Raw genomic sequence first — 25,571 nt, 5'->3', positions numbered from 1 at the left:
ATGGCCAATCTTTTCCAGTCCGTTCGCGGATTCAATGACGTTTTGCCCGCGGATGCCGCGGCCTGGCAGCAGCTGCATCGCGTCGCCGCCGAGGTGTTCGCGAGCTACGGCTATGGCGAGATCCGCCTGCCGCTGCTCGAACACACCGCTCTGTTCAAGCGCTCGATCGGCGAAGTCACCGATATCGTCGAGAAGGAGATGTTCACCTTCGAGGACCGCGAGGGCGACAGCCTGACGCTGCGCCCCGAGGGCACCGCCTCCTGCGTGCGCGCCGGCCTCGAGCACGGCCTGCTGCACAACCAGCAGCAGCGCCTGTGGTACGCCGGCCCGATGTTCCGCCACGAGCGTCCGCAGGCCGGTCGCTACCGGCAGTTCCATCAGCTCGGCCTGGAGTGCTACGGCATCGCCACGGCCGACGCCGACGTCGAGGCGATCGCGGTCTCGTCGCGCCTGCTGCGCCAGCTCGGCCTGAGCGGCTTGACGCTGGAGCTGAATTCGCTCGGCAGCGCCGAGGTCCGTGCCCGCTATCGCGCTGCGCTGATCGAGTTCCTGCAGCGGCACGAGGACGCCCTCGATGCGGACTCGAAGCGCCGCCTGCACAGCAACCCGCTGCGGGTGCTCGATTCGAAGTCGCCGCAGACCCAGGAAATCCTGCGCGGCGCGCCGGCGATCGTCGATTGCTTCGACGACGCGGCGCGCGCGCATTTCGACGCGGTGCAGCTGGGGCTCGCCGACCTCGGCATCGCCTGCACGGTCAACAGCCGCCTCGTGCGCGGTCTCGACTACTACACGAGCACCGTGTTCGAATGGACCACGACCCAGCTCGGCGCGCAGGGCACGGTGCTCGCCGGCGGCCGCTACGACGGCCTCGTCGAGCAGCTCGGCGGCACGCCGACGCCGGCGGTCGGCTGGGCCTGCGGCGTCGAGCGGTTGCTGCTGCTGCAGAAGGCGCTGGGCGTGCCGACCGCGAGCGGCGATGCGCACGTCTACTTCTGCTGGCTCGGCGAGCCGGCGCAGCGCGCGGCCCGGCGCCTTGCCGAGCCGCTGCGCGATGCGCTGCCGGGCTTGCGCCTGGTGCTGCACGCCGGCGGCGGCAAGCTGGCGGCGCAGCTCAAGCGCGCCGACCGCAGCGGGGCGGCGCTGGCGCTGATCCTCGGCGAGTCCGAGGTCGAGGCGCAGACCGTTCAAGTAAAATCGCTGCGCGCCGGTGACGCCCCCGCGGCGCCCGAATTTGTGGCATGGCCGGAACTGGTGAGCCGTCTCGCCGGTCTTCTGAAGCAATCTGAACCGAGATAACCATCCGTGGCGACGCATTACGACGACGAAGCGCAGGCCGAACAGCTCAAGACCTGGTGGAAGGAGAACTGGAAGGCGCTCGCCGCCGGCCTGGTGATCGGCCTGGGCGCGATCTTCGGCTGGGAAGGCTGGCAGAAGCACCAGCAGCAGCGCGCCGCCGATGCCTCGCAGATGTACGAGGATCTCAAGCAGGCGCTGAGCGACGGCAAGTCCGACGCCGCCAAGACGCTCGCCGACAAGCTCGTCGCCGACTACGCCGGCACCCCGTACGCGGCCGGCGCGCAGCTGCGCATGGCGGCCGAGGCGGTCAGGACCGAAACGCTCGACGATGCGGCCGCGCGCCTGCTGTGGGTGCGCGAGCACGCCAAGGACGAGGGCCTGCGCCAGGTCGCGCAGCTGCGCGCCGCGCGCGTGCAGTGGCAGCAGGGCAAGCTCGACGAGGCGCTGAAGACGCTCGACGGCGAGTCCGGCGCGTTCGCGCCGCTGTTCGACGAACTGCGCGGCGACATCAAGCTCGCGCAGGGCGATCGTGGCGCGGCGCGCGGTGCTTATGAGAAGGCCTACGCGGCGACGCCGGAAGACCAGCCGAGCCGGCAGCTGCTGCAGCGCAAGCTCGACGATCTTGCCGACACGGTGCAGTCGTGACGGCGGCCCTGCGGCGCCGTCCGCTCGCCGTCGCGCTGCTGATCGGCGCGACCCTCGCGGCCGCGGCCTGTTCGAACAAGAACGTTCGCAAGCCGGCCGAGCTCAAGGACATCGACAAGCCGGAAGTCCAGCTCGGCAAGGCCTGGACGGCGTCCGCCGGTAACGGCGGCGGCAAGTTCTACAGCGAGCTGACGCTGGCACTGGAGCCGGACGCGCTGTTCGCGGCCGACGTCAAGGGCCGCATCTACGCCTTCGATCCGAAGACCGGCCACCACATCTGGCGCGCGCTCACGAAGAAGCGCGTGATCTCGGGGCCGACCGTCAACGGTGATGCCGTGCTGGCCGGCACGATGGATGGCGAGATCGTCGCCGTGAAGCGCGCCGACGGCGCCGCGCTGTGGTCGAGCCGCCTGTCGAGCGAGGCGCTGTCGCCGCCGGCCAGCGACGGCAGCCGCGTCTTCATGCGCACCGGCGACGGCAAGATCTACGGTCTCGACGCGCAGTCCGGTGCCGAGCATTGGGTCGTCGACCGCACGGTGCCGAACCTGACGCTGCGCGGCCTGTCGCCGCCGGCCGTGCTCGGCGGCCGTGTCTACGTCGGCCTCGACAACGGTCGCGTGCTGGCGCTGCGGACGTCCGACGGCCAGGTGCTGTGGGAGCAGGTCGTCACCGCGCCGACCGGCCGCAACGAGCTCGAACGCATCACCGATATCGACGCGCCGCTGCTGTCCGACGGCGGCGAACTGTATGCGGCGAGCTTCGGCGGCGAAGTCGCCTGCCTCGACGACGACACCGGCCAGATCCTGTGGCGGCGTTCGGTGAAGAGCTACAGCGGCATGGCGCGCACCGAGTCGGCAGTCGTCGTCACCGACGAGGCCGGCACCGTCTGGGGCCTCGATCCGGCGACCGGCGCGGCGCTGTGGAAGAACGAAGACCTCAAGTACCGCCAGCTGTCGGCGCCGGCCGTGTTCAAGGGCTGGGTCGTGGCCGGCGACTACAAGGGCTATCTGCACTGGTTCGATCCCAAGGACGGCCACCTCGTCGCGCGCATCCGCGCCGGCAGCGACCCGATCCGCGTCGCGCCGGTGGCCGGCGAGGACCTGCTGTACGTGCTCAACGCCGAGGGCGACATTACCGCCATCCGCATCCGCTGACGCGCCGCGACGCAAGGCGGGCAGTGCCATCCGGCGCTGCCCGCCTTTCTTGTTCGCAGCGCTTCACCGACAATCGACCCACGCCATGAACGACAAACTGCCCACGCTGGTGCTGGTCGGCCGACCCAACGTCGGCAAGTCCACGCTGTTCAACCGTCTGACCGGCACGCGCGACGCGCTCGTCGCCGACCTGCCGGGCCTGACGCGCGATCGCCAGTACGGCACCGGCGAGTTCGAGAACCGCGCCTTCGTCGTCGTCGACACCGGCGGCCTGATGCCGGAGTCGGCCGATCCGCTTGCCGCGCTCGCCGAGGACCAGGCGCGCCTGGCGCTCGAAGAGGCCGATCACGTGCTGTTCCTGGTCGACGTGCAGCAGGGCCGCACCGGCGCCGACGAATCGATCGCGCGCCATCTGCGCAAGCTCGGCAAGCCGCTGACGCTGGTCGTCAACAAGAGCGAAGGGCGGCCGCACGCGCAATCGGCGGGCGATTTCTACGCGCTCGGCTTCGGCGAGCCGATGACGATCTCGGCCGAGCACGGCCAGGGCGTCAATGTGCTGCTGCGGCACGTGCTGGAAAAACTGCCGGCGATCGCGCCGGAGCCGCCGCGCGACGACGGCACCGTGCGCGTGGCGGTCGTCGGCCGGCCGAACGTCGGCAAGTCGACGCTGGTCAACCGCCTGCTCGGCGAGGAGCGCATGCTCGCCGCCGACTTTCCCGGCACGACGCGCGACGCCATCGCCGTGCCGTTCGAATACGACGGCCATCCGTACACGCTGATCGACACCGCCGGCATCCGCCGCAAGGCGCGCGTCTGGGAGGCGGTCGAGAAGTTCTCGATCGTCAAAACGCTCGACGCAATCGAGCGCGCGCATGTCGTCATCGCCGTCGTCGACGCCCAGAATGACATCGGCGAGCAGGACGCCAAGCTGATGGGTCTGATCGCGCAGCGCGGCCGGGCGATGGTGCTGGCCGTCAACAAGTGGGACGGTCTGGCGCCCGGCGAGCGCGAGCAGGTGCGCTACCAGGTGTCGCTGAAGCTGCCGTTCCTCGACTACGCGCCGGTCCATTTCATCGCCGCCCGGCACGGCTCGGGCCTCGGCGAGCTGATGGAGGACGTGCAGGCCGCCTACGAGGCGACCACGCGCGAGTTTTCGACGCCGGAACTCAATCGCGTGCTCGAAGCCGCGGTCGAGGCGCACCAGCCGCCGGCGGTGCTCGGGCGCCGCATCAAGCTGCGCTACGCGCATCAGGGCGGCCGCAATCCGCCGAAGATCGTCATTCACGGCAACCAGACCGAGAAGCTGCCGGAGAGCTACAAGCGCTATCTCGCCAACCGCTTCCGCGAGGCCCTGAAGCTCAAGGGCGTGCCGCTGCTGCTCAGCTTCAAGACCGGCGACAATCCGTTCAAGGACAAAAAGAACCAGCTCACCGGCCGGCAGATCAAGAAAAAGCGCCGGCTGATGGCGCGGGTCAAGTCGCGCTAGCCACGCCGGGCTTGCCGGGGGGCGGCCCCGGTTCGCGCGCGACGCGCGCGCGCCGTAATCTCGGCGCATGGACGCCAAGCCCGCCGCAGCCGAAGCTGCCATTCCCGAAACCGCCGCTTCCGAAACCACCGTTCCCGAACCCGCTGTTCCCGGCGCTTCGGCGCCGGCCGCCGTGCTGCTCGTGCACGAGGGCGAGCCGTCGTCGGTGAGCGCTGCGCGCCGCTTCGCCGCCGAGCGCGGACTCGCGCTGCACGAAATCGAGGTACAGGCCCTGCTGCGGGAGCCGGCTGCCGCCGAAGGGCGCGCGCACTGGGTGCTGGCGGTGCCCGACGAGCGTCTCGCGGCGCTGTTCGAACTGGCCGTCGCGCAAAAAGCCAGCCTGGGCCTGCTCGCCGCCGCGACGTCGATGCTGCCGCGCCTGTTCGGTCTGCCGAAGGCCCCGGACGCGCAGCTGGCGCTGGCCTTCGACGGCGACGACGTGCCGGTCGATCTGACCCGCTGCAACGGCGAGCCGGTGCTCAGTGCGGTGACGATCGGCGACGTGCCTTTCCTCGACAATCGTGGCCGCGTCTTCGTGCGCGCGCAGCCGACGCTGTGGGCGCGGGCGCGGGCCGCGCTCGGCGTCTACTGGAAGGCGACGCAGCGCCTGTTCGCGATCCGGCCGACGCGCGTGCAACTGCGGATCGGCGACGAGGACCAGCCGCGCCGCACCGCGATCACCGGCATCGTCGTGTTCGAGAACGACGCCGAGCGCCTCAGCGGCCAGCTCGCCGGCGATCGGCTTTCCGCGCGCGACGGCCGCCTGTCGGCGCTGCTGCTGGCGCCGGCCTCGGTGGTCGCGTACCTCGCGGCCCTCGGCCGCGGCATGTTCGGCGGCGACAAGCTGCCGCGCGCATTCTCGTTCGTGAAGACGCGCAAGCTGCTGGTCGAGAGCGAGCCGGCGCTGGCCTACCGCGTCGACGGGCGCCGCCGCAGCGCGACGCAGATCCGCTTCGAGGTCGAGCCGGCGGCGCTGGCGATCAAGGCCGGACCGGCCTACGCCGAGGCCAACCCGGCCTGCACCGACGAACGCGACACGCTGCGTCTGCAGACGCTGCCTGAGAACGAGGCGCGACTGGCCTCGATCAGCTCGCGCCTGCCGCTGTTCACGCATGCGCTCGAGGACGACTTCAAGGACCTCTTTCGCCTGCTGCGCGACAGCGCGCGCGTGACGCCGGACTATCTGGCGCTGATGCTCGCGGCGACCTTGCTGGCCGGTTTCGGCCTGGTCCTGAACAGCCCGGCGGTCATCATCGGCGCGATGGTGCTGGCGCCGCTGATGTCGCCGATCATCTCGCTGGCGATGGGGATCCTGCGCCGCGACACGCGCCTGCTGCAGGCCTCGCTGCGCACGATCGCGATCGGGGTGGCGCTGGCCTTCGGCGCCGCCGCGTTGCTGGCGCTGCTGACGCCGCTGCGACGCGTCACGCCGGAGATCGAGGCGCGCCTGCATCCGACGCTGCTCGATCTCGGCGTCGCCGTCGTGTCGGGCTGGGCGGCGGCCTATGCCTATGCTCGCGAAGGCGTGATGAAGACCCTGCCCGGCGTGGCGATCGCGGTGGCGCTGGTGCCGCCGCTGGCGGTCGCCGGCATCGGTTTCGGCTGGGGCGAGGCCCGCATCGTCGGTGGCGCGCTGCTGCTGTTCCTCACCAACCTGGTCGGCATCGCCTCGACCGCGGCGCTCACTTTCCTGGTGCTCGGTTATGCGCCGATCCAGACCGCCGCACGCGGCCTGCGCATCCTCGCCGCCGCGCTGCTGGCGATGGCTTTGCCGCTGTACGTGTCGTTCCACCGCATCGTCGAGGTCTGGCAGCTGGAGCGACAGCTGCAGAGCGCCGCGCTCGAAGTCGGTTCGCGGCAGATCGCGCTCGGCGAAATCCAGGTGAGCCTCGACGGCGAGCGCGCGATCGTGCGCGCGACCGCGTCGGCACCCGACATGCTGAGCTCGGCCGAGATCGACGCGCTGAAGGCTGTGCTCGAACGCCGCCTCGGGCGTCCGGTACAGCTCGAACTGAGCCTGCGCGTCGTGCGTTAGGGCCTGCTGAAGGGACTCGGCCACAGCGACGCTATTAGCGTTGACAGGCCCTAGCCCGACGGCGGGCGCCGCGGCCAGACCGGTGCGAGCCGGGCCGGGCCGGCGCCGCGGTCGAGCGCGCGGACCAGGGCGATGCAGCCGGCGGCGGACAGCGCGACGCTGGCGCCGAACATCAGCGGATAGCCGCCGACTTCGGCGACGACGCCGGCGCTCATCGACGCGAGGCCCTGGGCGACGGCGACGGTGCAGGCGAGCAGGCTGTAGTCGGTGCCGGCGTGCTCGGGCTCGGCGGCGTCCATCATCAGCGTGAACAGGGCGACGGTGGCGATGCCGCCGAGCACATGCTCGGCGACGCAGGCGGCGACGGTCAGCGCGTAGCCGAAGCCGGCGCCGCCGACGGCCAGCGCGGCGAATGCGTACATCGCCAGGCTCAGCGTCTGCGCCAGGCCGCCGGCCAGCAGCGCGCGGCGCCGGCCCCAGCGGAACGCCAGCCAGCCGCCGAGCGCGGCGCCGGCCAAGGCGCTGAGCGAGGCCAGCGTGCCCTTGATCAGCGCGATCTGCGCCAGGCCGAAGCCGCTGTCCTTCATGAACGGACCGACCAGCGCGGCGCCCATCGAGTCGCCGAACTTGTAGAACGAGATCAGCGCCAGGAACGGCAGCACGCCGGGGCGGCGCAGGCGCGCCCACCAGCCGCCGGCGAGCGCCAGCGCCTGCGGCGCCGGCGAGGCCGCGGCGCGCCGCGGCTCGCGCAGGCGCAGCACCGGCAACGCGGTCAGCAGCAGCAGCGCCGCCATCGCCACGAACATCGGCCGCCAGCCGGCGACCGCATAGATCCACAGCAGCAGCCCGCCGCCGACGATCATGCCGAGCCGGTAGCCGCCGACCTGGATGCCGTTGCCGAGACCGCGCTCGCGCGGTCCGAGCAGGTTGACGGCGAGGCCGTCGGTGGCGATGTCCTGGGTCGCCGCGATCAGGTTGAAGAGCGCCAGCGCGGCGAACACCCAGCGCAGCGAGGTCGAAATCTCCAGCACGGCGAGCAGCGCCGCGCCGGCGGCGGCGGCGAGTTGCAGCGGCAGCAGCCACTGCCGGCGCGTGCCGTAGTGATCGACGTACGGCGCCCACAGGAATTTCAGCGCCCACGGCAGGAACAGCAGGCTGGTTGCGCCGATGCGGACCAGCGAATAGCCCATCTCGCGCATCAGCACCGGCAGCGCCTGCGTGAAGAAACCGTAGGGCAGGCCCTGCGCGACATACAGCGCCGCGAGCAGCCCCAGCCGGTAGGCGCGGCTCATGCGGTGCGGGGCGACGGCCGGTTCAGAGCGGCGGCGTGTTCGGCGGCGGCGGCGCCGCGCCGCGCAGGCCGTTGTCGGAGCGCGAGACGCCGGCGGTGATGACGAAGCGCATCGCGTCCTCGAGGCTCATGTCGAGCGGCGTGAGGTACTTGCGCGCAATGAACACGGTGTAGCCGCCGATCTGGTAGCTCATCGGCATGTAGACGGCCACGCAATCCTCTTCGGCGGCGATCTCGAAGCGGCTCAGATCTTCGAGCGTGACGAAGCCGACGAGGCGGATCGGCTGGCCCGGCCACTGCAGCATGACGACCTTGCCGAGCTTCTGGCCGCCTTTGTTCGAAACCAGATCGGTGAGATCGCGCACCGCGCCGTAGATGGTCTTGATCAGCGGAATGCGGTTCAGCTGCTGGTCGACCCAGACCAGCACCTGCTTGGAGACGATGCCCTGCATCGCCAGACCGACGAAGAAGATCAGGCCGATGGCGATCACCAGGCCCATGCCGCGCTGGTACAGGCCGCCCGGCAGCAGCACGCTGAGCACGCCGCCGAACACCGATTCGGCGGCGCCGATCAGCCACATCACGAGGCTGATCGTGACCAGGATCGGCAGGATCGCGAACAGGCCGGTCAGGAAGATCGAGACGGCCTTGCGCGCGGTCATGCGGGCCGCGCCGGAAATCAGCGGCGACGGATCCATCAGACGCATCTCCAGGCGAAGCGGCCGATGCCGCGGCTCTCGAGCACGATCTCGTCACCCGCTTCGAGCGGTCCGACGCCCTTGGGTGTGCCGGTGTAGATCAGGTCGCCCGGTTCGAGCGCCCAGGTCTGCGAGAGGATGTGAATCTGCTGCGCGACCGGGTAGAGCATTTCCGCGGTCTTGCCGTGCTGGCGCAGCTTACCGTTGACGTGGCAGGTGAATTCGAGCTTCTGCAGATCCTGGTTCAGGTACGGCTGCACGTCGCCGAGCGGCGCCGCGCCGTCGAAGGCCTTGGCCAGCTCCCAGGGCTTGCCCTTGTTCTTCAGCTCGGTCTGCAGATCACGCAGCGTCAGGTCGAGGCCGAGCGTGATGCCGGCGACGCAGTCGAGGGCTTCGGCGAGCGGGATGTCGCGGCCGCCGCCGGTCAGCTGCACGACCAGTTCGGCCTCGTGGTGGATCGCGCCGTGGCCCTTCGGCAGCGTGATCGGCGTACCTTCCTCGACCAGCGCCGAAACCGGCTTCATGAAGATCACGCACTCGCCATCCGGCGCGTGGCCGAGATGGGCGAGCTCGGTGATGTGCTCAGCGTAGTTTTTGCCGATGCAGAAGATGCGATTGACGGGATTCATGGCCCGCCAACGATACCGCAAGCGTCCCCGCCCGTGCGCTGGCGGGCGGGGACGATACGGTTTTTTTTCAGCGTTGTGTGGCGAGGAACTCGATCAGGTCGCGACGCTCGTCGGCCTTGTCCATGCCGTCGAACTTCATCTTGCCGCCGGGCACGAGCGTCTTCGGCGCGCGCAGGTAGGCGTCGAGCTGATCCGGCGTCCAGGCCAGCTTCGCGGCGCGCAGCGCGTCCGAGTAGTTGAAGTCCGGCACGCTGGCCGCGGTGCGGCCGACGACGCCGACCAGACCCGGGCCCTTCTTGTTCTTCAGCGGCTTGGCGAGGCTGTGGCAATCGGCGCAGTTCTCGTCGTAGAGATCGGCGCCGCGATTGACGTCGGCGCGGGCCGGGCCGCTGCCCGCCGCGGCGAGCAGGATCGCCGCGGCGAGGAAACCGGTGGTACGCATCAGAAGCTCATCCACAGGAAGGCCATCAGGGTGTTGTTGTCGGACGCGCTGCGGCCGGCACCGTCGTAATTGCTGCTCTTGCCGTCATAGCGGTTGTACAGCGTGTACTGCAGGCCGAGGCGCAGGTTGAGGTTCGGCGCCAGCCACGAGTTCTCCTTGCCGAGCGGCGTGTAGTCGAGCTGCAGGATCTCGCCGCGCGTGTTCGGGCGGCCGGCGGCGCTGTCGCCGTACAGCGTCGTGTCGCGGCTGCCGTCGGTGGCGAAGTAGCCGAGCGTCGCGCCGTAGGTCTGGTCGCGGTAGTACGAGGCGTTGAGGCTGTAGCTCGTCAGGTTCTGGCTCTTCTTGCCGGCGTCGCCGGTGTCGAGGCTGGCCGACAGCGTCTGCTTCTCGCGCACGGCGAGGCCGTTGACGGTGAAGATGTCGCGGCGCGTGCCGAGGAACTGGTACGAGCCGTCGATGCCGATGTCGTCGTAGCGGTCGTGCGCCGAGGTGCCGGGCTGCGAGATGTCGGAGCTCATGCCGACCAGGCCGACCGAGTAGTTCTGGCGATGCAGATCGCGCGTGTAGGCCAGGCGCAGGTATGGAGTCAGGCCGGCGGTGCGCACCAGATCGTCCTTGGGCACGCCGAGGCTGTCGAGCAGCGAGTGGCCGGGCGAGCGGTAGGCGCCGAGTTCGGCGTACCAGCGCTGGTCGAGCAGGGCGTAGGCATTGAGGCCGAGCACCTGCGTTTCGAGGCCGCCGGCGAGCAGCGGCGCGGCCGGCGCTTCCGGCGCGAGTTCGGAGCCGACGTACGGGAAGCCCCAGGCCGGCAGTGTGTTCCAGGGATCGGTAATGCCCGGATTGTTGTTCAGCGACACGCCGACGGTCAGATCCTTGCCGTAGGCGGTGAGGTCGCGCGCGTAGCGGATGTCGAGATTGTCCCAGGCCCACTTGCGGTCGATGCCCGAGTACGTGACCTGCGTGAAGCTGCCGAGGTGGTCGGCGAGGCGGCCGGCGAGGAACACCGAGGCTTCCTGCGCGGCGAAGTTGTCGTTGCTGTCGTAATGCCGGGCCGGCGCCTCGTCGAGGTTCTGCTGGGTGTGCGTGAAGGTGCCGACGAACATCGCCGACAGCGGCACAGTACGGGCGTCGCCGTCGCTGTAGCCGCCCAGCTTGAAGCGCTGGCCGTACGGCGTCAGCTGCGGACCGAAGGCGCCGACGTGACAGGCGCCGCAATCCTGGCCGGTCTGGCGGGCATAGGCAGGCAGGGCCTGGGCCTGGCCGGCGAGCAGCAGACCGAGGCCGGCGAGCAGGCCTCGGAGCAGCGTGGAAGCGCGAACAGCGGACAGCGACATGCGGACTCTCCTGTGGGGTCGTTCAGCGGATTCGCAGCGACGGCAGCATGCGACGCAGGGTGTCGTCGCCGCGGATGTAGTGGTGCCAGAGCGCGGCGGCGGCGTGGCCGGCGGCGAGCGCCAGCAGGCTCCAGGCGCTCCACTCGTGGATTTCGGTGATCTGCTCGGCGAGATCGCGGTTGCGCGCCAGCAGCGTCGGCAGCGGCAGGCCGAGCAGGTGCACGGCCTGGCCGCGCGCCTGCGAGGCGAGCAGGCCGAGCACCGGCAGCGTGGCGAGCAGCAGATAGAACGAGGCGTGCGAGCCGCGCACCAGCCAGCGGTGGACGCCGTCGGCATCGGTTGCGAACGCGTGCTCGCCGCGGCCGCGCCAGAACAGCCGGACCAGCGTCAGCCCGAACACCACGAGGCCGATCTGCCGATGCGCGTCGAGCAGCAGCGCGCGCAGATCGCGGCTGTCGATCCACTCGCGGCTCAGGGCGACGACCACGGCGGCGAGCACCAGCAGCAGGGTCAGCCAGTGGAGCCAGATCAGGGGGCGAGGATGTCGGGACGGCACGCGAGCGCTCACGAGGGAGAGTGCGGCAACCGTAGGGCGGCGATCTTAAGAACTGCTTAAGTCCGCCCGCGCCATAATGCCCGGCATGCGCGTCCTGCTCGTCGAAGACGATCCCTTGCTGGGCTCGTCGCTGCTCGCCGCTCTCCGTCAGGAGGGCTACGTCGTCGACTGGCATCGCGGGCTGGCCGCCGCCCGGCTCGCCGCCGATACCACGCAGTACGGCATCGTCCTGGTCGACCGCCAGCTGCCGGACGGCGAGGGCCTGGACCTGATTCCGCGCCTGCGCGAGCGCGATCCGCTGACCGGCATCGTCGTCATCACCGCGCGCGACACGGTGCGCGACCGCGTGCTCGGTCTCGACCGCGGCGCCGACGACTACCTGGTCAAGCCCTTCGATCTCGACGAGCTGCTGGCGCGCATGCGCGCCGCGGCGCGGCGCAGCTGCGAGCGCGGCGGTGCCGAGCTGCGGCACGGCGATCTGCGCATCGATCCGGTCGCGCGGCGCGTATGGCGCGGCGATGCCTCGATCGAGCTGCCGCCGCGCGCCTACACGCTGCTGGTCGAGCTGATCCGCTGCCGCGGCCGCGTGCTGACGCGGCGCCAGCTCGAGGACGCGCTGTATCCGGCCGGGGAGGAAGTCGAGAGCAACGCCGTCGAGGTCCACATCCACCACCTGCGGCGCCGGCTCGGCAGCGGCCTAGTACGCACGGTGCGCGGCCTCGGCTACACGATCGACGCCGATGCCTGAGGCGCTGCCGATCGGTTCCCGGCGGGCACCGCTGTCGATCCGCCGCCGGCTGCGGCGCGACATCCTGATCGTCATCGCCGTGCTCTGGGCGCTGTTCACCGCGCTGGGCCTGGGCGTCGTGATCCACGCCGGCCGCGCCGATCTCGACGAGGATCTGGCGCTGTGCGCGGCGCTGATCGACGAGCGGCGCGGCAGCGGGCCGCTGCGCCTGCCCGAGCGCCCGGACGAACTGATGTTCCAGATCTGGACGGCGGACGGCCGCCTGCTGGCGCGTTCGGCCGGACTGGCGCCGGAACCGCTGGCGGCCTTGCGCCAGGGCTACAGCAACCGCTTCGACGGCCACCGCGTGCTGCGCGTCTACGCCGCGGCCGCCGATGCCGACGGCAGTCGCGTGCTGGTCGCGGCGCCGGCCTGGAACCACCAGCAGGGCGCGCGCACGCTGGCGCTGTGGCTGCTGCTGCCGGCGGCCGTGGTGTTTCCGCTGCTGGCCGCCGGCATCAGCCTGGTCGTCGGCCGCGCGATGCGCGAGGTCGCCGGCGAGGCCGACCGCATCGCCCGGCGCGATCCCGACGATTTCGATCCGCTGGCGCCGGAGCGCCTGCCCGAGGAGGTACGGCCGCTGGCCGGCGCCTTCAACGTGCTGCTGCAGCGTCTGGCGACCGCGCTCGACGACGAGCGCCGCTTCAACGACAGCGCCGCGCACGAGCTGCGCACGCCGTTGTCGGCGATTCGCGTCGATGCCCAGGCGCTGCTGCGCCGCGAGACCCGCGCCGAGGTGGCGCTGGTGCTGCAGCGCATCGTCTCGGCCAGCGCCGCCTGCGCGCGCCTGGTCGAGGAACTGCTGATGATCGCGCGCCTCTCGGCCTGGCCGGCGGCGCTGCCGCCGAGCGCGCCGCTGTCGCTGTCGGCAGTCGTCGAACTGGTGCGGCGCGATCTGGCGCCGCAGATCGAAGCGCGGCCGATCGAGATCGCCTGCGAGGTTGCGCCCGAGGCCGTCGCCCGCTTTCCCGAGGCGGTGCACCTGATCCTGCGCAATCTGCTCGAAAACGTAATCCGCCATGCGCGCGGCGCGACGCGCGTGAAGATCGAGGCGCGCGAGCGCGACGGCTTCCTGCAGCTGCTGGTCGCCGACGACGGCTGCGGCATCCCGGAGGCGCAGCGCGTACGCGTGTTCGAGCGCTTCGTGCGGCTTGGCGAGGAAGGGTCCGGCACCGGCCTCGGGCTCTACATCGTGCGCCGTATCGCCGAGCGGCTCGGCGGCAGCGCCGTGGTCGGCGACTCGGAGGCGGGCGGCGCGACGCTGGTCGTCGTGCTGCCGGCGCGGCTGCCCCTTGCCGCGACGCCGGTCGAGACGGTCGAGCCGGCATGAAAAAAGGGCGGCGACCGTCGCCGGCCGCCGCCCCAGGGTGCTGCTGCGAAAAGGCTAGATGCGCTCTTCGATGCCGAACGCGGCGAAGCCCTTCTTCTTGAAGTTGTCGCGGAACATGTCGCGCAGCTTGATCGCGGTCGCGTCGTAGGCGTCCTGGTCGGCCCAGGTGTTGCGCGGGTTCAGGATCGTGCTGTCGACGCCCGGGCAGGACTTCGGCATCTTCAGCTTGAGGATCGGCTGCTCCTCGGTCTCGACGTTGTCGAGCTCGCCGTTGAGCGCGGCGTTGAGCAGCGCCCGCGTGACCTTCAGCGACATGCGCTTGCCGACGCCGTACGAACCGCCGCTCCAGCCGGTGTTGAGCAGGATGCAGCGCGCCTTGTGGTGTTCCATCTTGTCGGCGAGCAGCCTGGCGTAGACGTTCGGCTTGTGCGCCATGAACGGACCGCCGAAGCAGGCCGAGAACGTCGGCGTCGGCTCGGTGATGCCGACTTCGGTGCCGGCGACGCGCGCGGTGAAGCCCGACACGAAGTGGTACATGACGTCCTTCGAGTCGAGGATCGAGATCGGCGGCAGCACGCCGAAGGCGTCGGCGGTCAGCAGCACGATGGTCTGCGGATGCGGACCCTGGCCGTTCGGCATGACGTTCGGGTTCGCTTCGAGCGGGTACGAGAAGCGGGTGTTCTCGGCGATCGAATCGTCGAACAGGTCGAGCACGTCCGGATGGCACTCTTCCATGCGCTTGCCCGGCAGCGGCGGCACGTTCTCGATGATCGTGCCCGGCTTCGACAGCGCCTGGGCGATGACCGGCTCGGCGTCCTTGTCGAGGTTGATCAGCTTGGCGTAGCAGCCGTCCTCGAGGTTGCACAGGCCGTTGTCCGACCAGATCGTCTCGTCGTCGCCGATCAGGCGGCGCGAGGCGTCGGCCGACAGCGTGGTCTTGCCGGTACCGGACAGGCCGAACAGGATCGCGGCGTCGCCCTTGGCGCCGACGTTGGCCGAGCAATGCATCGACAGGCGGCCCTGCGTCGGCAGCAGGTAGTTGCCGACGGTGAAGATGGTCTTCTTGACGACGCCGCAGTAGTCGGCGCGGCCGGCGACGAGACAGATGCGGTTCTTGGTGTCGATGACCACCGCCGCTTCGGCGCGGCAGCCGTCACGCTCGGGCACGCACATGAAGCTCGGCACGTTGAGCATGGTCCAGCGGCGCGCCTCGACGTCCTTCACGCCCTTGAGGTTCTTCGGGAACATGTTGTGCGCGAACATCGCGTGCGTCGCGTACTCGCCGACGAAGCGGTACGGCACCGCGAAGTCCGGATCGGACCCCATGAACACGTCCTTGACGTACAGCGTCGACTTCTTCGCGTTCACATGCGCGACGACGCGCTGCAGCAGGCCCTCGTACTTCTGCGGGTCGTACGGATTGAGGTCGGCCTTGAACCAGATCTCGCCTTCGACTTCCGGCCACTGCACCGCGTAGGTGTCCTTGGTGCGGCGGCCCGTGCAGTCCGGATCGGTGTAGTAGACCAGCGGGCCGTTGACGCCCAGCACGGTCGAATAGGCCTTCTGCTCGTCGCTCGGGCCGTCGCGGCGGACGCGGCCGCGGTCGTTGGCGATCGCCTCGTGGAAAAGCTCGGCCTTCGACAATTCGTACTTGTACGTGACGTCCTTTAGCCCGAGAAGCTTTTCGAGATCGGCCTGAAAGCTCATGCAAAATCCTCAGATGACGGAAAAACCGCAAATACCGGTGCGATGACCGGCGCCGCGTCGCGGACGGCGCGGCAAAGGCGGCAAATGGTAGGGGACGCCCTATACCGGCGCAACCGCAGCACTGTGGCAGCGCTTTCTAGCAAAGTGACGCCTGTCGCGCAGTGGCCGCGAGAACAAAAAAACCCGGCGCGGCGGCCGGGTTCGGGGCGTGCATGCTGCGACTAAACGTAGCCTTGCTCGGGCAGCTTGAAGCCGGCGACCGATTCGCGCAGCTTTTCCGACATGTCGGTCAGCTCGCCGACCGCGCGCGCGGTCTGGCTGGCGGAGCCGGAGGTCTGTACGGCGATGTCGCGGATCACCTGCATGGTGCCGGCGATGCGCGTCGCCGATGCCGACTGGCTGCGCGCCGAATTGGCAATCTCGGTGATGAGCTTGGACAGGTCCTGCGAGGAGCTTTCGACCTTGGTCAGCGCCTGGCCGGCTTCCTCGGCGCTCTTGGCGCCGCCGACCACGTTCTGCGTCGAGCGCTCCATCGAGGTGATCGCTTCCTGGGTGTCGGCCTGAATGGTCTTGACCAGGGTTTCGATCTGGCGCGTGGCGCTGGCGGCGCGTTCGGCGAGCTTCTGGACTTCGTCGGCGACCACCGCAAAGCCGCGGCCGGCCTCGCCGGCCATCGCCGCCTGGATCGAGGCGTTGAGGGCGAGGGTGTTGGTCTGCTCGGCGATGTCGTTGATGAATTCGATGATGTTGCCGATTTCCTGCGAGGACTCGCCGAGGCGCTTGATGCGCTTGGAGGTGTCCTGGATCTGCTCGCGCAGCGCGCTCATGCCGAGGATCGTGCGGTTCACGGTACCGGCGCCGTCGTGGGCGATCTGCACCGACTGCTGCGCCTGCTGGGCGAGCTTCTCGGCCTGACCCGCCATCTGCTGCAGCGACTGCGAGGTCGCGGCGATGGTGTTGGTCACGGCGTTGATCTCGCGCGCCTGACGCTCGGAGGCCTCGCTCATCTTCAGCGCCGTCTCCTGCGTGCCGGTGGCGGCGGTGGCGACGTTCTCGGACGCCGAGGTGATCGTGCCGACCAGGTTACGCATGTTCTGGACGGTGTAGTTGATCGAGTCGGCGATCGCGCCGGTGAAGTCCTCGGTGACGGTGACGTCGACCGTCAGATCGCCGTCGGCGAGGTTGGTGATTTCGTCGAGCAGCGACAGGATCGCCTGCTGCTGCTTGCCGTCGCGTTCCTCGGCGCGCTGCAGGCGGCTGCGCGTGTTCAGCACGTTGAGCACGCCGAAGGCGATCAGCGCCAGGATCGCCAGCGCGCCGGAGACATAGACGACGACCGGCAGCACGACCTGGCGGGTGCGCGTGTCGATCAGGCGCTGTTCGAGTTCGGAGGCCGTCGAGATGACGTTGGCGGCCTTGGCCTTGAGCTCGGCGGCGGCGGCCTGCATCTGCGCCAGCGCCGGCGCCGATTCGCTGATCGCCGCCGCGGCCTGACGCAGCTTGCCGAGCTGATCCTGTGCGGTGCGCGCGGCGAAGCCGGCGCTGCCGTCGGCGACCAGCACTTCGTTGTCGGCATTGAAGGCCGTCAGCTCGGCGTTGAGGGCGTCGGCACTGACCTGCGCGTCGCGGCCGCGGTCGAGCACGCGCCGCGCCACCGTGGCGATGCGCTCCAGGCGTACGACCTGCTGCGCGGCGCGGGCGAGCGCGTCGGGATTGCCGCGCGCCAGGCGCTGCATGGCCTGCTCGTAGAGTTCGGAGAGACCCTTGGCGTTCGGGTCGCTCGGATGGATCGCCTCGACGATCGTCGCCGTCGCCGCCGCCGTCTTCTTGTACGGGGCTTCGGCCTGCAGGATCGTCTGCGTGGCCTGCTTCATCGCTTTCCAGGCGTTGGTCGTCGCCGCCAGCTCGCCGGCGACCGCGCCGGGCGCCGGCGCGATGCCGGCGTCGTCGTTGCCGCCGCTCAGCGATTGCATGGTGGCGTCGATGTCCTCGACGTGCGCCGCCAGCAGCAGGAAGTCGGGGCGGCCACCGCTGGCAGTTTCCTCGCCGACCTTGCTGATGTCGCCGATGTTGGTCGACAGCGAGTGCGCCAGCTCGACCCAGGTCTGTTCGCGATCCTTGGTGCGCTGCGACAGGAAGAAGCCGATCAGGGCGACCGTGATCAGGACGACGGCGCTGGCGAACAGCACCGTTTCACGGCGATTGCCGAGCGCAGGCCGCGATGCGGACGATTCCGCCATGAGTTCTCCCAGCTAGGGTGCCCGGCGCGTCAGGCGCCGAGGACGGTTTTGATCTTGGCGAGCAGGTCGCTTTCCTTGACCGGCTTGACCAGATATTCGCGCGCGCCCTGGCGTAGCGCCCAGACGCGGTCGGTTTCCTGGTTCTTGCTGCTGACGACGATGACCGGGATGTGCGCGGTGCCCGGATCCTTCGACAGCGTGCGCGTCGCCTGGAAGCCGTTCACGCCCGGCATGACGACGTCCATGATGACGACGTCGGGCTTCTCGCTCTTGACGCGCTCCAGCGCGTCCTGACCCGATGTCGCCTCGATGACCTGATGCCCGGCCTTCAGCAAGACGCTCTTGAGGTTCTGCACGTCCGTGGGTGAATCGTCCACGATCATGACTCGAGCCATATATTCTCCCTGCGCCCCCCGCGGGCGTCGATCTTCACTATATACCGCGTGCCGCGCCGGCGCGGAATGCCGCTATCCCGCGAACACCGTCCGACCCCGATAAACGGTACGAACGACCCGTCCGCGCAGCGCGCACCCATCGAACGGCGTGTTGCGTCCGGCGCTGAGCATGCGCTCGGTGTGCAGCGTCCATTCCGCGTCCGGATCGAGCAGCACGAGGTCGGCCGGCTGGCCGGCGTCGAGGCGGCCGGCGTCGAGTCCGGCGATGCGTGCCGGGCCCAGGCTCAGGCGCTCGGCCATCGCCAGCGGCGACAGCCGGCCTTCGTGCACCAGCGCCAGCGTCAGCGGCAGCAGCGTTTCGAGCGCCGAGATGCCAGGCTCGGTCAGCGGGAACGGATTGATCTTGGCGTCGGCTTCGTGCGGCTGGTGGTCGGAGCAGACCGCGCCGATCACGCCGCTGGCGACCGCCTCGCGCAGCGCCTCGCGGTCGGCCGCGCCGCGCAGCGGCGGCTGCACATGGCACAGCGCGTTGAAGCCGTCGATGTCGGCGTCGGTCAGGAACAGCTGGTGCGCGGCGACGTCGGCGCTGACCGGCAGGCCGCGCTGCTGCGCGAGCGCCACCAGCTCGGCGCCGCGTGCGGTCGACAAACGGCAGAAGTGCACGCGCGCGCCGGTGTCCTCGACCAGCGTGATCCAGAAGCGGATGCCGGATACCTCGGCGGCGGCCGGAATCGGCGGCAGGCCGAGGCGGGTGGCGATCGCGCCTTCGTGCGCGCAGCCGCCGGCGGCGAGCGCGGCGTTCTGCGCGAACACGTGCACGGTGACGCCGAGGCCGTGCGCGTATTCCAGGGCGCGGCGCGCGACCAGTGAATCGCGGATCGGCTGCAGCGCCTGACTGGCGCCGCTGGCGCCGGCGTTTTTCAGCGACGAGAGTTCGGCCAGCGCTTCGCCGCCGAGGCCCTTGGTCAGCGCGCCGAGCACGCGCACGTCGAGACCGCCGGCCTGCGCGGCGATGCGCTGCACGCGCAGCAGCATCGCCGGCGAGTCGATCACCGGCTGGCAGTCGGGCGGCAGCAGCACGGTGGTGATGCCGCTGGCCTGCGCGGCCGGCACTTCGCTGGCGAAGCTGGCCTTGTGTGTCTGCCCCGGCTCACGGAAACGCGCGCAGAGGTCGACCACGCCCGGCATCAGCCACAGGCCGTCGGCGTCGATCGTTTCGTCGTAGGTCTCGTCCGGCAGCGACGGTTCGCAGGCGACGATCAGGCCGTCGCGGATGCCGACCTGGCCGATGCCGTCGAAGCCGCTGCGGGGATCGAGCACGCGCGCGCCGCGGATCAGCAGCGAGCGCGGCGTCGGGCTGTCCGGCTTCACGGCGCGGGCCGGCGACCAGTCCGGAGACTGCGGTTTCATCGGCGGCTCCGCGGCGAACGCGCCTCGGCCGGGGCCGGTGCGCCAAGAATCATCGACATCACCGCCATGCGCACGGCGATGCCGTGGCTGACCTGGTTGAGGATCAGCGAGCGCGGACCGTAGGCGACGTCGCCCTCGATCTCGACGCCGCGGTTGATCGGACCCGGATGCATGACGATGGCCTCGGGTTTGAGTTTGGCGAGCCGCGCGCGGGTCAGGCCGAAGTCGCGGTGGAACTCGGCGAGCGACGGCAGGAAGGCGCCCATCATGCGTTCCTTCTGCAGGCGCAGCAGGATCACCACGTCGGCGCCGTCGAGGCCGCTTTCGAGCTCGTGAAAGACCTTGACGCCCATCGCCTCGATGCCGGCCGGCACCAGCGTCGGCGGCGCGACCACGCGGATTTCCTTGGTGCCGAGGATGCGCAGGCCGTGGATGTCGGAGCGCGCGACGCGCGAGTGCAGGACGTCGCCGACGATCGCCACCGTCAGCTTTTTGAAGCAGTCGTTCGACGGTCCGCCGACGCCACCGCCCTTGTAGCGGCGGATCGTGAACAGGTCGAGCAGGCCCTGCGTCGGGTGCGCGTGGCGGCCGTCGCCGGCGTTGAGGATCGCCACGCCCGGCGCGGCGTGCTCGGCGAAGAAGTGCGCGGCGCCCGAGGCTTCGTGGCGGACCACGAACATGTCGGCCTGCATCGCTTCGAGCGTCTTGAGCGTGTCGAACAGGGTTTCACCCTTCGACGTCGACGAGGCCGAGACCTGCAGGTTCAGCACGTCGGCCGACAGGCGCTTGGCGGCGAGCTCGAATGTGGTGCGCGTGCGCGTGCTCGGCTCGAAGAACAGGTTGACGATGGTGCGTCCGGACAGCGTGCCCTGCTTCTTGTCCTGGCCGCGCAGCACTTTGTCGTGCGCCTCGGCCTCGTCGAGGATGTCGATCAGCAGCTCGCGCGGCAGGCCATCGAGCGTCAGCAGATGGCACAGCCGCCCGCGCGCGTCGAGCTGGAGGCCGGGGTTCGGTTCGGTGGTCTTCATTCTGGGCGGCTATTGTCGCCCAGCGCGCGCGTGCTTTGAAAGCGCGGGACTTTCCGCAGCGGGCGCCTTATGCGTGCTCGGCGAGCCATTGTTCAAGGATCACGCGCGCCGCCTGGGCGTCGCGATCGCCCTTGCGCACGCGCCGCACCATGCGGCCGCTGGCGCGCGCCTCGCGCAGCGCGTCGTCGGCGGCGCGCGACGAGTAGCGCTCGTCGACCGGGTGCACCGGCAGGCCGTAGCGCTGCGCGAGCTGGGCGGCGAAGCGGCGCGCCGCAGCCGTGGCGCGCTGCTCGGCGCCGTCCTCGTTCAGCGGCAGGCCGACGATCAGCGCCGCCGGCCGCCACTCGCGGATCAGGCGCTCGATGCCGGCCCAGTCGCCGTCGGCGAGCGCCGGCAGCGGCCGCGCGCTGCCGGTCAGATCGTCGCCGAGCGCGACGCCGACGCGTTTCTCGCCGTGGTCGAAGCCGAGGTAGGTGGGCATGGCGGTGCGTACGCGGACGGGGATCGGGCCGGCAACCGTAGCAAACGCCGGCCGGCGGCGCAGCGCCCGTGCGGCGTTCGAGGACGGCGCGAACGGCCTGCGCACGGCCGTCGGCGGCGATGGCTGTCCGCCGTGCGCTGCCGCCTTGCGTCGCGCGGCCTCGGCGCGGGGCGCTGTGCCGTCCGGCGCCGCCGCCTCAGGCGTGGCCGGCGTCGCCGGCGAGCTGGGTGACGTCGACGCCGAGCAGGCGGGTCGCGGCCTGCCAGCGATCGCGCGCCGGCGTCCGGAATAGGATCTGCTCGTCGACCGGCGTGTTGAGCCAGGAGTTGTGCAGGATCTCGCTTTCGAGCTGGCCGGCGCCCCAGCCGGCGTAGCCGAGCACCACGAGGTAGTCGCGCGGGCCTTCGCCCTGGCCGATCGCGCGCAGGATGTCGCGCGAGGTGGTGATGTAAAGGTCCTGTCCGACTTCGAGGCTGGATTCCCAGCCGCCCGGCTGGCGGTGCACGACGAAGCCGCGCTCGGGCTGCACCGGGCCGCCCCAGAAGACGATCGCCTCGTCGCCGAGCGCGCCGTGCTCCAGGCCCATCTGCTCCATCATGTCGCCGAGCTTCAGGTCGGTCGGCCGGTTGATGACCAGGCCGATCGCGCCGCTGTCGTTGTGCTCGCAGAGCAGCGACACGGTTTGCACGAAGTTCTCATCCTCAAGGCTGGGCATCGCCACCAGGAACTGATGCTTCAGGAAGTCTTCGTCGCTCATGGCATTCGAGACTGCGAGGCTAGGGGTCCGGTCCAGTATCAGGACCGGGTCCGGCATCGGCAAGCGCCGGGCCGCCGAACGGTCGCGGCGCGGCGCTCCGCCGTGCGCGCGATGCTAGGCGAGGCGCCGTTCGATGGCGTCGATCAGCAGGCCGCCGATGTCGGTGCCGTAGGCGGCGTCGATTTCGCGCGCGCAGGTCGGGCTGGTGACGTTGATCTCGGTGAGATGCTCGCCGATCACGTCGAGGCCGACGAACAGCAGGCCGCGGCGCTGGAGTTCGGGGCCGACCGCTTCGGCGATCTGGCGGTCGCGGGCGCTCAGCGGCCGCGGTTCGCCGCGTCCGCCGGCGGCGAGATTGCCGCGCGTCTCGCCGGCCTGCGGTACGCGCGCCAGGCAGTACGGGACCGGCTCGCCGTCGACGACCAGCACGCGCTTGTCGCCGTCCTTGATCGCCGGCAGGTACTTCTGCGCGACGATGGTGCGCGTGCCGTGGCGCGTCAGCTCCTCGATCACGGCGCCGAGATTGCGGCCGGACGGGTCGACGTGAAAGATGCCCATGCCGCCCATGCCGTCGACCGGCTTGTAGATGACGTCGCGATGTTCGGCGTGGAACGCGCGCAGCGTCGCCTCGCTGCGCGAGAACAGCGTCGGCGGCGTCAGCTCCGGGAACCAGGCGGTGAACATCTTCTCGTTGCAGTCGCGCAGGCTCGCCGGCCGGTTGACGACCAGCGCGCCGGCGGCCTCCGCGCGTTCGAGGATGTACGTTGCGGTGATGTATTCGAGATCGAACGGCGGGTCCTTGCGCATCAGGATCGCGTCGAGATCGCCGAGCGCGACGGTGTCCGGCTCGCCGAGTTCGAACCAGTGCTTCTTGTCGTCGAACACGGTCAGCGGACGGGCGTGACCCCAGGCGTGCCCGTCGCGCAGCCAGAGATCGTTCATTTCCAGATAGCGCAGCGTCCAGCCGCGCTTCTGCGCCGCCAGCATCAGCGCCAGCGTGGTGTCCTTGTACGGTTTGATCGTCGCGATCGGGTCCATGACGACCCCGAGCGTCTTCGGTGCGGAGCTTTTCATGCCGCGCAGCGTAGCGGCATCGGCGGCGCCCGGGTAGGGCGCCGCCGCGCGCGCTACGGCAGCGCCGGTTCGCCGACCACCGCGAGCGTCAGGCTGTCCGGCGTCGCCGCGTCGAGGCGCAGCGTATAGCCGCCGAGCGCGACTTCCTTGCTGTGGATGTCGAACGAGAACTTCTGCGCCTCGCCCATCTTGCCGTGGACGGTGCGGCGCAGGCTGAAGTCCACGGCCGCCGCGTCGATGTGGTCGACGAGGATCGTGTCGCCGTCGGCGCCGGCCTCGACCGCAGCGGGCTCGGTGCTGAGCAGGTGCGCGGCGAGCTCCGGCTCGGCTTTGTAGCGGCCGGCGCGATACGTCAGGTATTCGTGCCAGTGCTCGTAGACCATCGGCTTCTCGCAGAGCGCGCCGTTGCCGTCGACGAACACGTAGTCGTCGTTGCCGTTCGAGACCTTGAGTGCGATCGCGTGCAGCTGCGTCGTCGTGCTGATCGCGAGCAGCGGGTAGTCGACGCCGCCCTTGAGCGTGTAGTCGGTCGAGAACGGCATGTGCGAACGGTAGGCGACGTCGGCATCGAAACGCGCGAGCTTGCCGACCATCGCCACCTTGCGGCTCAGCACGATGTCGCCGGCCTTGACGGTCAGCGCTTCGCCGAGGCGGTAGCTCGGCACGGCGAGCGGTTCCGCCAGCGGCAGGAACAGATCGTCGGGCTTGGTGACGTACATGCGCAGCGGCACCGTGTCGGCGAGCCGGCAATCGGCGGCGACGGCGGATGCGGTGAAGGTCGCGCAGGCACACGCGACCACGGCCATGATCCCTGGCTTCATCGAGGACTCCTTTCCTGGACCCCGATCGGCCAGCAATTCGGGTGCCAAGGCCGCCGGCGCGGCCCGGCACCCGGCGTTTCAGGCCGCCGCGGCGCTGCTTTCGGCGCGGATCGCGCTGACCGCGGCGATCTCGCGCGCCGCCGCCAGCGCCGCGAGGCGGGCGACGACGCCGTAGGCGTAGAAGCGGTTGGGGCGCTCGTCCGGACCGCAGCTGTGGTCCGGCGCGCAGCAGGGCTCGTCGAACGCCAGCGGTTCGAAGCGCATGCCCGGCGCGTTGAGGTTCTCCTGGTTGCCGCGCTGCGAGTTCAGGCGGTAGAAGCCGCCGACCACGAAGCGGTCGATCATGTAGACGACCGGCTCGGCGGTCGCCTCGTCGGCGCCCATCTTCTCGAAGGTGTAGACGCCTTCCTGGATGATCGCGCCGGTGACCTCGCGGCCTTCCTTGGCGCTGGCCATGTGGGTGCGCGCCTTGCGGTTCATGTTGCGCACGTCCTCGACGCTCTTGGCGGTCATCACGCCCATGCCGTAGGTGCCGGCGTCGGATTTGACGATGACGAAGGGCTCGTCGCGGATGTCGTATTCGGCGTACTTGGCGCGAATGTCCTCGAGCAGCAGGCCGACGTTCGCTTCCAGGCAGTCGATGCCTTCCTGCTTCATGAAGTTGATCTGCCCGCAGTTGCGGAACAGCGGATCGACCAGCCACGGATCGATATCGGCGACGGCCGCGAACTCGCGCGCGACTTCGCGGTAGAAGCCGAAGTGGTTCGACTTCTGGCGCAGGTGCCAGCCGAGGTCCGGCGGCGGCACCACGTCCTGGTCGATGCCCTGCAGGATCTCCGGCACGCCGGCCGACAGATCGTTGTTGAGCAGCACCGTGCACGGATAGAAATCACCGACGTGCACGCGGTCGTCCGTGCGCTGCAGCGGTTCGAGCAGCAGCTTGCGGCCGGAGATCTCCAGCGTCAGCTCCAGCGGCTCGCGCAGCTCCGGCAGCAGCGAGCCGATGCGCACGTGGAAACCGGCCTTCTTGATCAGACCGTACAGGGTCGCGACGTTTTCCAGATAGAACTTGTTGCGCGTGTGGTTCTCCGGCACCAGCAGCACGCCGGAGGCGTTCGGGCAGACGCGCTGCATCGCCGCCTGCAGGGCCTGCACGCATAGCGTCTCGAACGCCGGATTGAGATTGTTGAAGCCGCCGGGGAACAGGTTGGTGTCGACCGGCGCCAGCTTGAAGCCGGCGTTGCGCAGGTCGACCGAGCTGTAGAACGGCGGCGGGGTCTTCTGCCATTGCTGGCGGAACCAGGCTTCGATGTCGGCGGCGCGCGCCAGCAGCGTCGATTCGAGCTTGAGCAGCGGGCCGGTCTGCGCCGTCAGCAGGCGCGGCACCGGGTGCGGATTCGGGTCGGTGTTCATGGGAACGGATAGTAACGCAAGCGCGTTCGGCGGCCCGAACCCGACGCTCGCGGGGTCCGATAGGCAGCCTCGCAGGGACTATGCTAAAAACCGCCGCAACATCGCAGCGCAAGCGCTTGAGGGGGAAGGGAGTGTCCACAGAGGCAAATGCCACGGCCCGGGTCATGGTCATCGACGACAGTCAGACCATCCGCCGCACGGCCGAGACCCTGCTTGCGCGGGAGGGCTATCAGGTGGTCACGGCGCAGGACGGGTTCGAGGCACTGTCGAAGATCGCCGATCACCAGCCGGACATCATCTTCATCGACATCATGATGCCGCGCCTCGACGGCTACCAGGCCTGCGCGCTGATCAAGAACAATCCGCAGTTCCGCGGCACGCCGGTCATCATGCTCAGCTCCAAGGACGGCCTGTTCGACCGCGCCCGCGGCCGCATCGTCGGCTCCGACGAGTATCTGACCAAGCCGTTCACGCGCGACGAACTGCTGGGCGCGGTGCGCGCCCACGTGCGCCGCTGACGCGC

The 25,571-nt window shown here is 69.9% G+C and carries 24 protein-coding genes; 8 read left to right on the top strand and 16 right to left on the bottom strand.

The genetic code is table 11. From position 1 onward, the window contains the following. From hisS to K343_RS21640, 5 genes are all read left to right on the top strand, one after another. Entirely contained in the window at positions 1-1,296 is a 1,296-nt protein-coding gene (gene hisS, locus K343_RS0110060) for a histidine--tRNA ligase (RefSeq protein ID WP_028007969.1), read from the top strand. A 6-nt stretch (positions 1,297-1,302) separates the two neighbouring features. After that, the gene (locus K343_RS0110055) at positions 1,303-1,941 is read left to right on the top strand and encodes a YfgM family protein (protein ID WP_028007968.1); all 639 of its coding nucleotides are present in this window, start codon (positions 1,303-1,305) and stop codon (positions 1,939-1,941) included. Beyond that, positions 1,938-3,095 (top strand): outer membrane protein assembly factor BamB, encoded by a 1,158-nt coding sequence (bamB, locus tag K343_RS0110050; RefSeq protein ID WP_051278137.1) that lies wholly within the window; start codon positions 1,938-1,940, stop codon positions 3,093-3,095. Before K343_RS0110055 ends, bamB begins: the two co-directional genes overlap by 4 nt. An 85-nt stretch (positions 3,096-3,180) precedes the next feature. Then, positions 3,181-4,581: a ribosome biogenesis GTPase Der gene (gene der / locus K343_RS0110045; protein ID WP_028007966.1), complete on the top strand. Its 1,401-nt coding sequence runs from the start codon at positions 3,181-3,183 to the stop codon at positions 4,579-4,581. Between the two features lie 67 nt (positions 4,582-4,648). Further along, entirely contained in the window at positions 4,649-6,655 is a 2,007-nt protein-coding gene (locus tag K343_RS21640) for a DUF389 domain-containing protein (RefSeq protein WP_051278136.1), read from the top strand. Between the two features lie 50 nt (positions 6,656-6,705). On the opposite strand, the gene K343_RS21635 is transcribed toward K343_RS21640, so the two are convergent. The 6 genes from K343_RS21635 to K343_RS0110010 form a co-directional block, all read right to left on the bottom strand. Next, positions 6,706-7,947 carry an MFS transporter gene (locus K343_RS21635; protein WP_043112461.1) on the bottom strand — a complete coding sequence of 414 codons (1,242 nt, stop codon included), beginning with the start codon at positions 7,945-7,947 and terminating at the stop codon, positions 6,706-6,708. 22 nt (positions 7,948-7,969) lie between these two features. Then, the gene (locus K343_RS21630) at positions 7,970-8,644 is read right to left on the bottom strand and encodes a DUF502 domain-containing protein (RefSeq protein WP_211226207.1); all 675 of its coding nucleotides are present in this window, start codon (positions 8,642-8,644) and stop codon (positions 7,970-7,972) included. Beyond that, positions 8,644-9,273 carry a fumarylacetoacetate hydrolase family protein gene (locus K343_RS0110025; protein WP_043112459.1) on the bottom strand — a complete coding sequence of 210 codons (630 nt, stop codon included), beginning with the start codon at positions 9,271-9,273 and terminating at the stop codon, positions 8,644-8,646. The genes K343_RS21630 and K343_RS0110025 overlap by 1 nt, the downstream gene beginning before the upstream one ends. A 67-nt stretch (positions 9,274-9,340) precedes the next feature. Then, positions 9,341-9,715 (bottom strand): c-type cytochrome, encoded by a 375-nt coding sequence (locus K343_RS0110020; protein ID WP_043112458.1) that lies wholly within the window; start codon positions 9,713-9,715, stop codon positions 9,341-9,343. Continuing rightward, positions 9,715-11,049 carry a hypothetical protein gene (locus tag K343_RS0110015; RefSeq protein WP_028007963.1) on the bottom strand — a complete coding sequence of 445 codons (1,335 nt, stop codon included), beginning with the start codon at positions 11,047-11,049 and terminating at the stop codon, positions 9,715-9,717. The genes K343_RS0110020 and K343_RS0110015 overlap by 1 nt, the downstream gene beginning before the upstream one ends. A 22-nt stretch (positions 11,050-11,071) precedes the next feature. Further along, on the bottom strand, positions 11,072-11,617 hold the full coding sequence (locus tag K343_RS0110010; protein WP_084615810.1) for a cytochrome b: 546 nt from the start codon (positions 11,615-11,617) through the stop codon (positions 11,072-11,074). Between the two features lie 73 nt (positions 11,618-11,690). Between K343_RS0110010 and K343_RS0110005 the strand changes: the two genes are divergently transcribed. Then, positions 11,691-12,353, top strand: a complete 663-nt coding sequence (locus tag K343_RS0110005) for a response regulator (protein WP_028007961.1) — start codon at positions 11,691-11,693, stop codon at positions 12,351-12,353. Next, a complete protein-coding gene (locus K343_RS0110000; RefSeq protein ID WP_028007960.1) occupies positions 12,346-13,722 on the top strand; it encodes a sensor histidine kinase in 1,377 nt (458 codons plus the stop codon). Before K343_RS0110005 ends, K343_RS0110000 begins: the two co-directional genes overlap by 8 nt. A 54-nt stretch (positions 13,723-13,776) precedes the next feature. On the opposite strand, the gene K343_RS0109995 is transcribed toward K343_RS0110000, so the two are convergent. The 10 genes from K343_RS0109995 to gshA all read right to left on the bottom strand — a co-directional run bounded on the left by K343_RS0109995 (position 13,777) and on the right by gshA (position 25,048). Then, on the bottom strand, positions 13,777-15,429 hold the full coding sequence (locus tag K343_RS0109995; RefSeq protein WP_028007959.1) for a phosphoenolpyruvate carboxykinase (ATP): 1,653 nt from the start codon (positions 15,427-15,429) through the stop codon (positions 13,777-13,779). A gap of 221 nt (positions 15,430-15,650) precedes the next feature. Beyond that, positions 15,651-17,669: a methyl-accepting chemotaxis protein gene (locus K343_RS0109990; RefSeq protein WP_028007958.1), complete on the bottom strand. Its 2,019-nt coding sequence runs from the start codon at positions 17,667-17,669 to the stop codon at positions 15,651-15,653. 29 nt (positions 17,670-17,698) lie between these two features. Beyond that, the gene (locus K343_RS0109985) at positions 17,699-18,064 is read right to left on the bottom strand and encodes a response regulator (protein WP_028007957.1); all 366 of its coding nucleotides are present in this window, start codon (positions 18,062-18,064) and stop codon (positions 17,699-17,701) included. A 72-nt stretch (positions 18,065-18,136) separates the two neighbouring features. After that, a complete protein-coding gene (locus K343_RS0109980; RefSeq protein WP_154662505.1) occupies positions 18,137-19,474 on the bottom strand; it encodes a dihydroorotase in 1,338 nt (445 codons plus the stop codon). Next, entirely contained in the window at positions 19,471-20,502 is a 1,032-nt protein-coding gene (locus K343_RS0109975; RefSeq protein ID WP_028007955.1) for an aspartate carbamoyltransferase catalytic subunit, read from the bottom strand. The genes K343_RS0109980 and K343_RS0109975 overlap by 4 nt, the downstream gene beginning before the upstream one ends. Positions 20,503-20,569: 67 nt before the next feature. Beyond that, entirely contained in the window at positions 20,570-20,983 is a 414-nt protein-coding gene (gene ruvX, locus K343_RS0109970) for a Holliday junction resolvase RuvX (protein ID WP_020648548.1), read from the bottom strand. A gap of 196 nt (positions 20,984-21,179) precedes the next feature. Continuing rightward, complete coding sequence (locus K343_RS0109965) at positions 21,180-21,740, bottom strand: YqgE/AlgH family protein (RefSeq protein ID WP_028007954.1); 561 nt, start codon at positions 21,738-21,740, stop codon at positions 21,180-21,182. Positions 21,741-21,854: 114 nt separating this feature from the next. After that, on the bottom strand, positions 21,855-22,814 hold the full coding sequence (gshB, locus tag K343_RS0109960) for a glutathione synthase (protein ID WP_043112457.1): 960 nt from the start codon (positions 22,812-22,814) through the stop codon (positions 21,855-21,857). A 53-nt stretch (positions 22,815-22,867) separates the two neighbouring features. After that, a complete protein-coding gene (locus K343_RS0109955) occupies positions 22,868-23,635 on the bottom strand; it encodes a hypothetical protein (protein ID WP_154662504.1) in 768 nt (255 codons plus the stop codon). A gap of 78 nt (positions 23,636-23,713) precedes the next feature. After that, positions 23,714-25,048, bottom strand: coding sequence for a glutamate--cysteine ligase (gene gshA, locus K343_RS0109950; protein ID WP_028007951.1), 1,335 nt, complete (start codon positions 25,046-25,048; stop codon positions 23,714-23,716). Between the two features lie 164 nt (positions 25,049-25,212). On the opposite strand from gshA, the gene K343_RS0109945 reads away from it, so the two are divergent. Beyond that, positions 25,213-25,566 carry a response regulator gene (locus K343_RS0109945; RefSeq protein WP_028007950.1) on the top strand — a complete coding sequence of 118 codons (354 nt, stop codon included), beginning with the start codon at positions 25,213-25,215 and terminating at the stop codon, positions 25,564-25,566. Positions 25,567-25,571: the final 5 nt, after the last annotated feature.

Origin of the sequence: Solimonas flava DSM 18980 (assembly GCF_000426685.1) — a bacterium.
Lineage (GTDB): Bacteria > Pseudomonadota > Gammaproteobacteria > Nevskiales > Nevskiaceae > Solimonas > Solimonas flava.
This window is presented reverse-complemented; position numbering and strand designations above follow the sequence as displayed.

Bases quoted from the DNA above. Each gene is read 5' to 3' on its own strand.
- K343_RS0110020 (WP_043112458.1), bottom strand. From the start codon at position 9,715: ATGCGTACCACCGGTTTCCTCGCCGCGGCGATCCTGCTCGCCGCGGCG.
- K343_RS0109995 (WP_028007959.1), bottom strand. From the start codon at position 15,429: ATGAGCTTTCAGGCCGATCTCGAAAAGCTTCTCGGGCTAAAGGACGTC.
- K343_RS21630 (WP_211226207.1), bottom strand. From the start codon at position 8,644: ATGGATCCGTCGCCGCTGATTTCCGGCGCGGCCCGCATGACCGCGCGC.
- ruvX (WP_020648548.1), bottom strand. From the start codon at position 20,983: ATGCCCACCTACCTCGGCTTCGACCACGGCGAGAAACGCGTCGGCGTC.
- K343_RS0109985 (WP_028007957.1), bottom strand. From the start codon at position 18,064: ATGGCTCGAGTCATGATCGTGGACGATTCACCCACGGACGTGCAGAAC.
- K343_RS0109975 (WP_028007955.1), bottom strand. From the start codon at position 20,502: ATGAAGACCACCGAACCGAACCCCGGCCTCCAGCTCGACGCGCGCGGG.
- K343_RS0109965 (WP_028007954.1), bottom strand. From the start codon at position 21,740: ATGAGCGACGAAGACTTCCTGAAGCATCAGTTCCTGGTGGCGATGCCC.
- K343_RS0109990 (WP_028007958.1), bottom strand. From the start codon at position 17,669: ATGGCGGAATCGTCCGCATCGCGGCCTGCGCTCGGCAATCGCCGTGAA.
- K343_RS21640 (WP_051278136.1), top strand. From the start codon at position 4,649: ATGGACGCCAAGCCCGCCGCAGCCGAAGCTGCCATTCCCGAAACCGCC.
- K343_RS0109980 (WP_154662505.1), bottom strand. From the start codon at position 19,474: ATGAAACCGCAGTCTCCGGACTGGTCGCCGGCCCGCGCCGTGAAGCCG.
- K343_RS0110015 (WP_028007963.1), bottom strand. From the start codon at position 11,049: ATGTCGCTGTCCGCTGTTCGCGCTTCCACGCTGCTCCGAGGCCTGCTC.
- K343_RS0109945 (WP_028007950.1), top strand. From the start codon at position 25,213: ATGGTCATCGACGACAGTCAGACCATCCGCCGCACGGCCGAGACCCTG.
- gshA (WP_028007951.1), bottom strand. From the start codon at position 25,048: ATGAACACCGACCCGAATCCGCACCCGGTGCCGCGCCTGCTGACGGCG.
- hisS (WP_028007969.1), top strand. From the start codon at position 1: ATGGCCAATCTTTTCCAGTCCGTTCGCGGATTCAATGACGTTTTGCCC.
- K343_RS0109955 (WP_154662504.1), bottom strand. From the start codon at position 23,635: ATGAAGCCAGGGATCATGGCCGTGGTCGCGTGTGCCTGCGCGACCTTC.
- der (WP_028007966.1), top strand. From the start codon at position 3,181: ATGAACGACAAACTGCCCACGCTGGTGCTGGTCGGCCGACCCAACGTC.
- K343_RS0110000 (WP_028007960.1), top strand. From the start codon at position 12,346: ATGCCTGAGGCGCTGCCGATCGGTTCCCGGCGGGCACCGCTGTCGATC.
- gshB (WP_043112457.1), bottom strand. From the start codon at position 22,814: ATGAAAAGCTCCGCACCGAAGACGCTCGGGGTCGTCATGGACCCGATC.
- K343_RS21635 (WP_043112461.1), bottom strand. From the start codon at position 7,947: ATGAGCCGCGCCTACCGGCTGGGGCTGCTCGCGGCGCTGTATGTCGCG.
- K343_RS0110025 (WP_043112459.1), bottom strand. From the start codon at position 9,273: ATGAATCCCGTCAATCGCATCTTCTGCATCGGCAAAAACTACGCTGAG.
- K343_RS0110005 (WP_028007961.1), top strand. From the start codon at position 11,691: ATGCGCGTCCTGCTCGTCGAAGACGATCCCTTGCTGGGCTCGTCGCTG.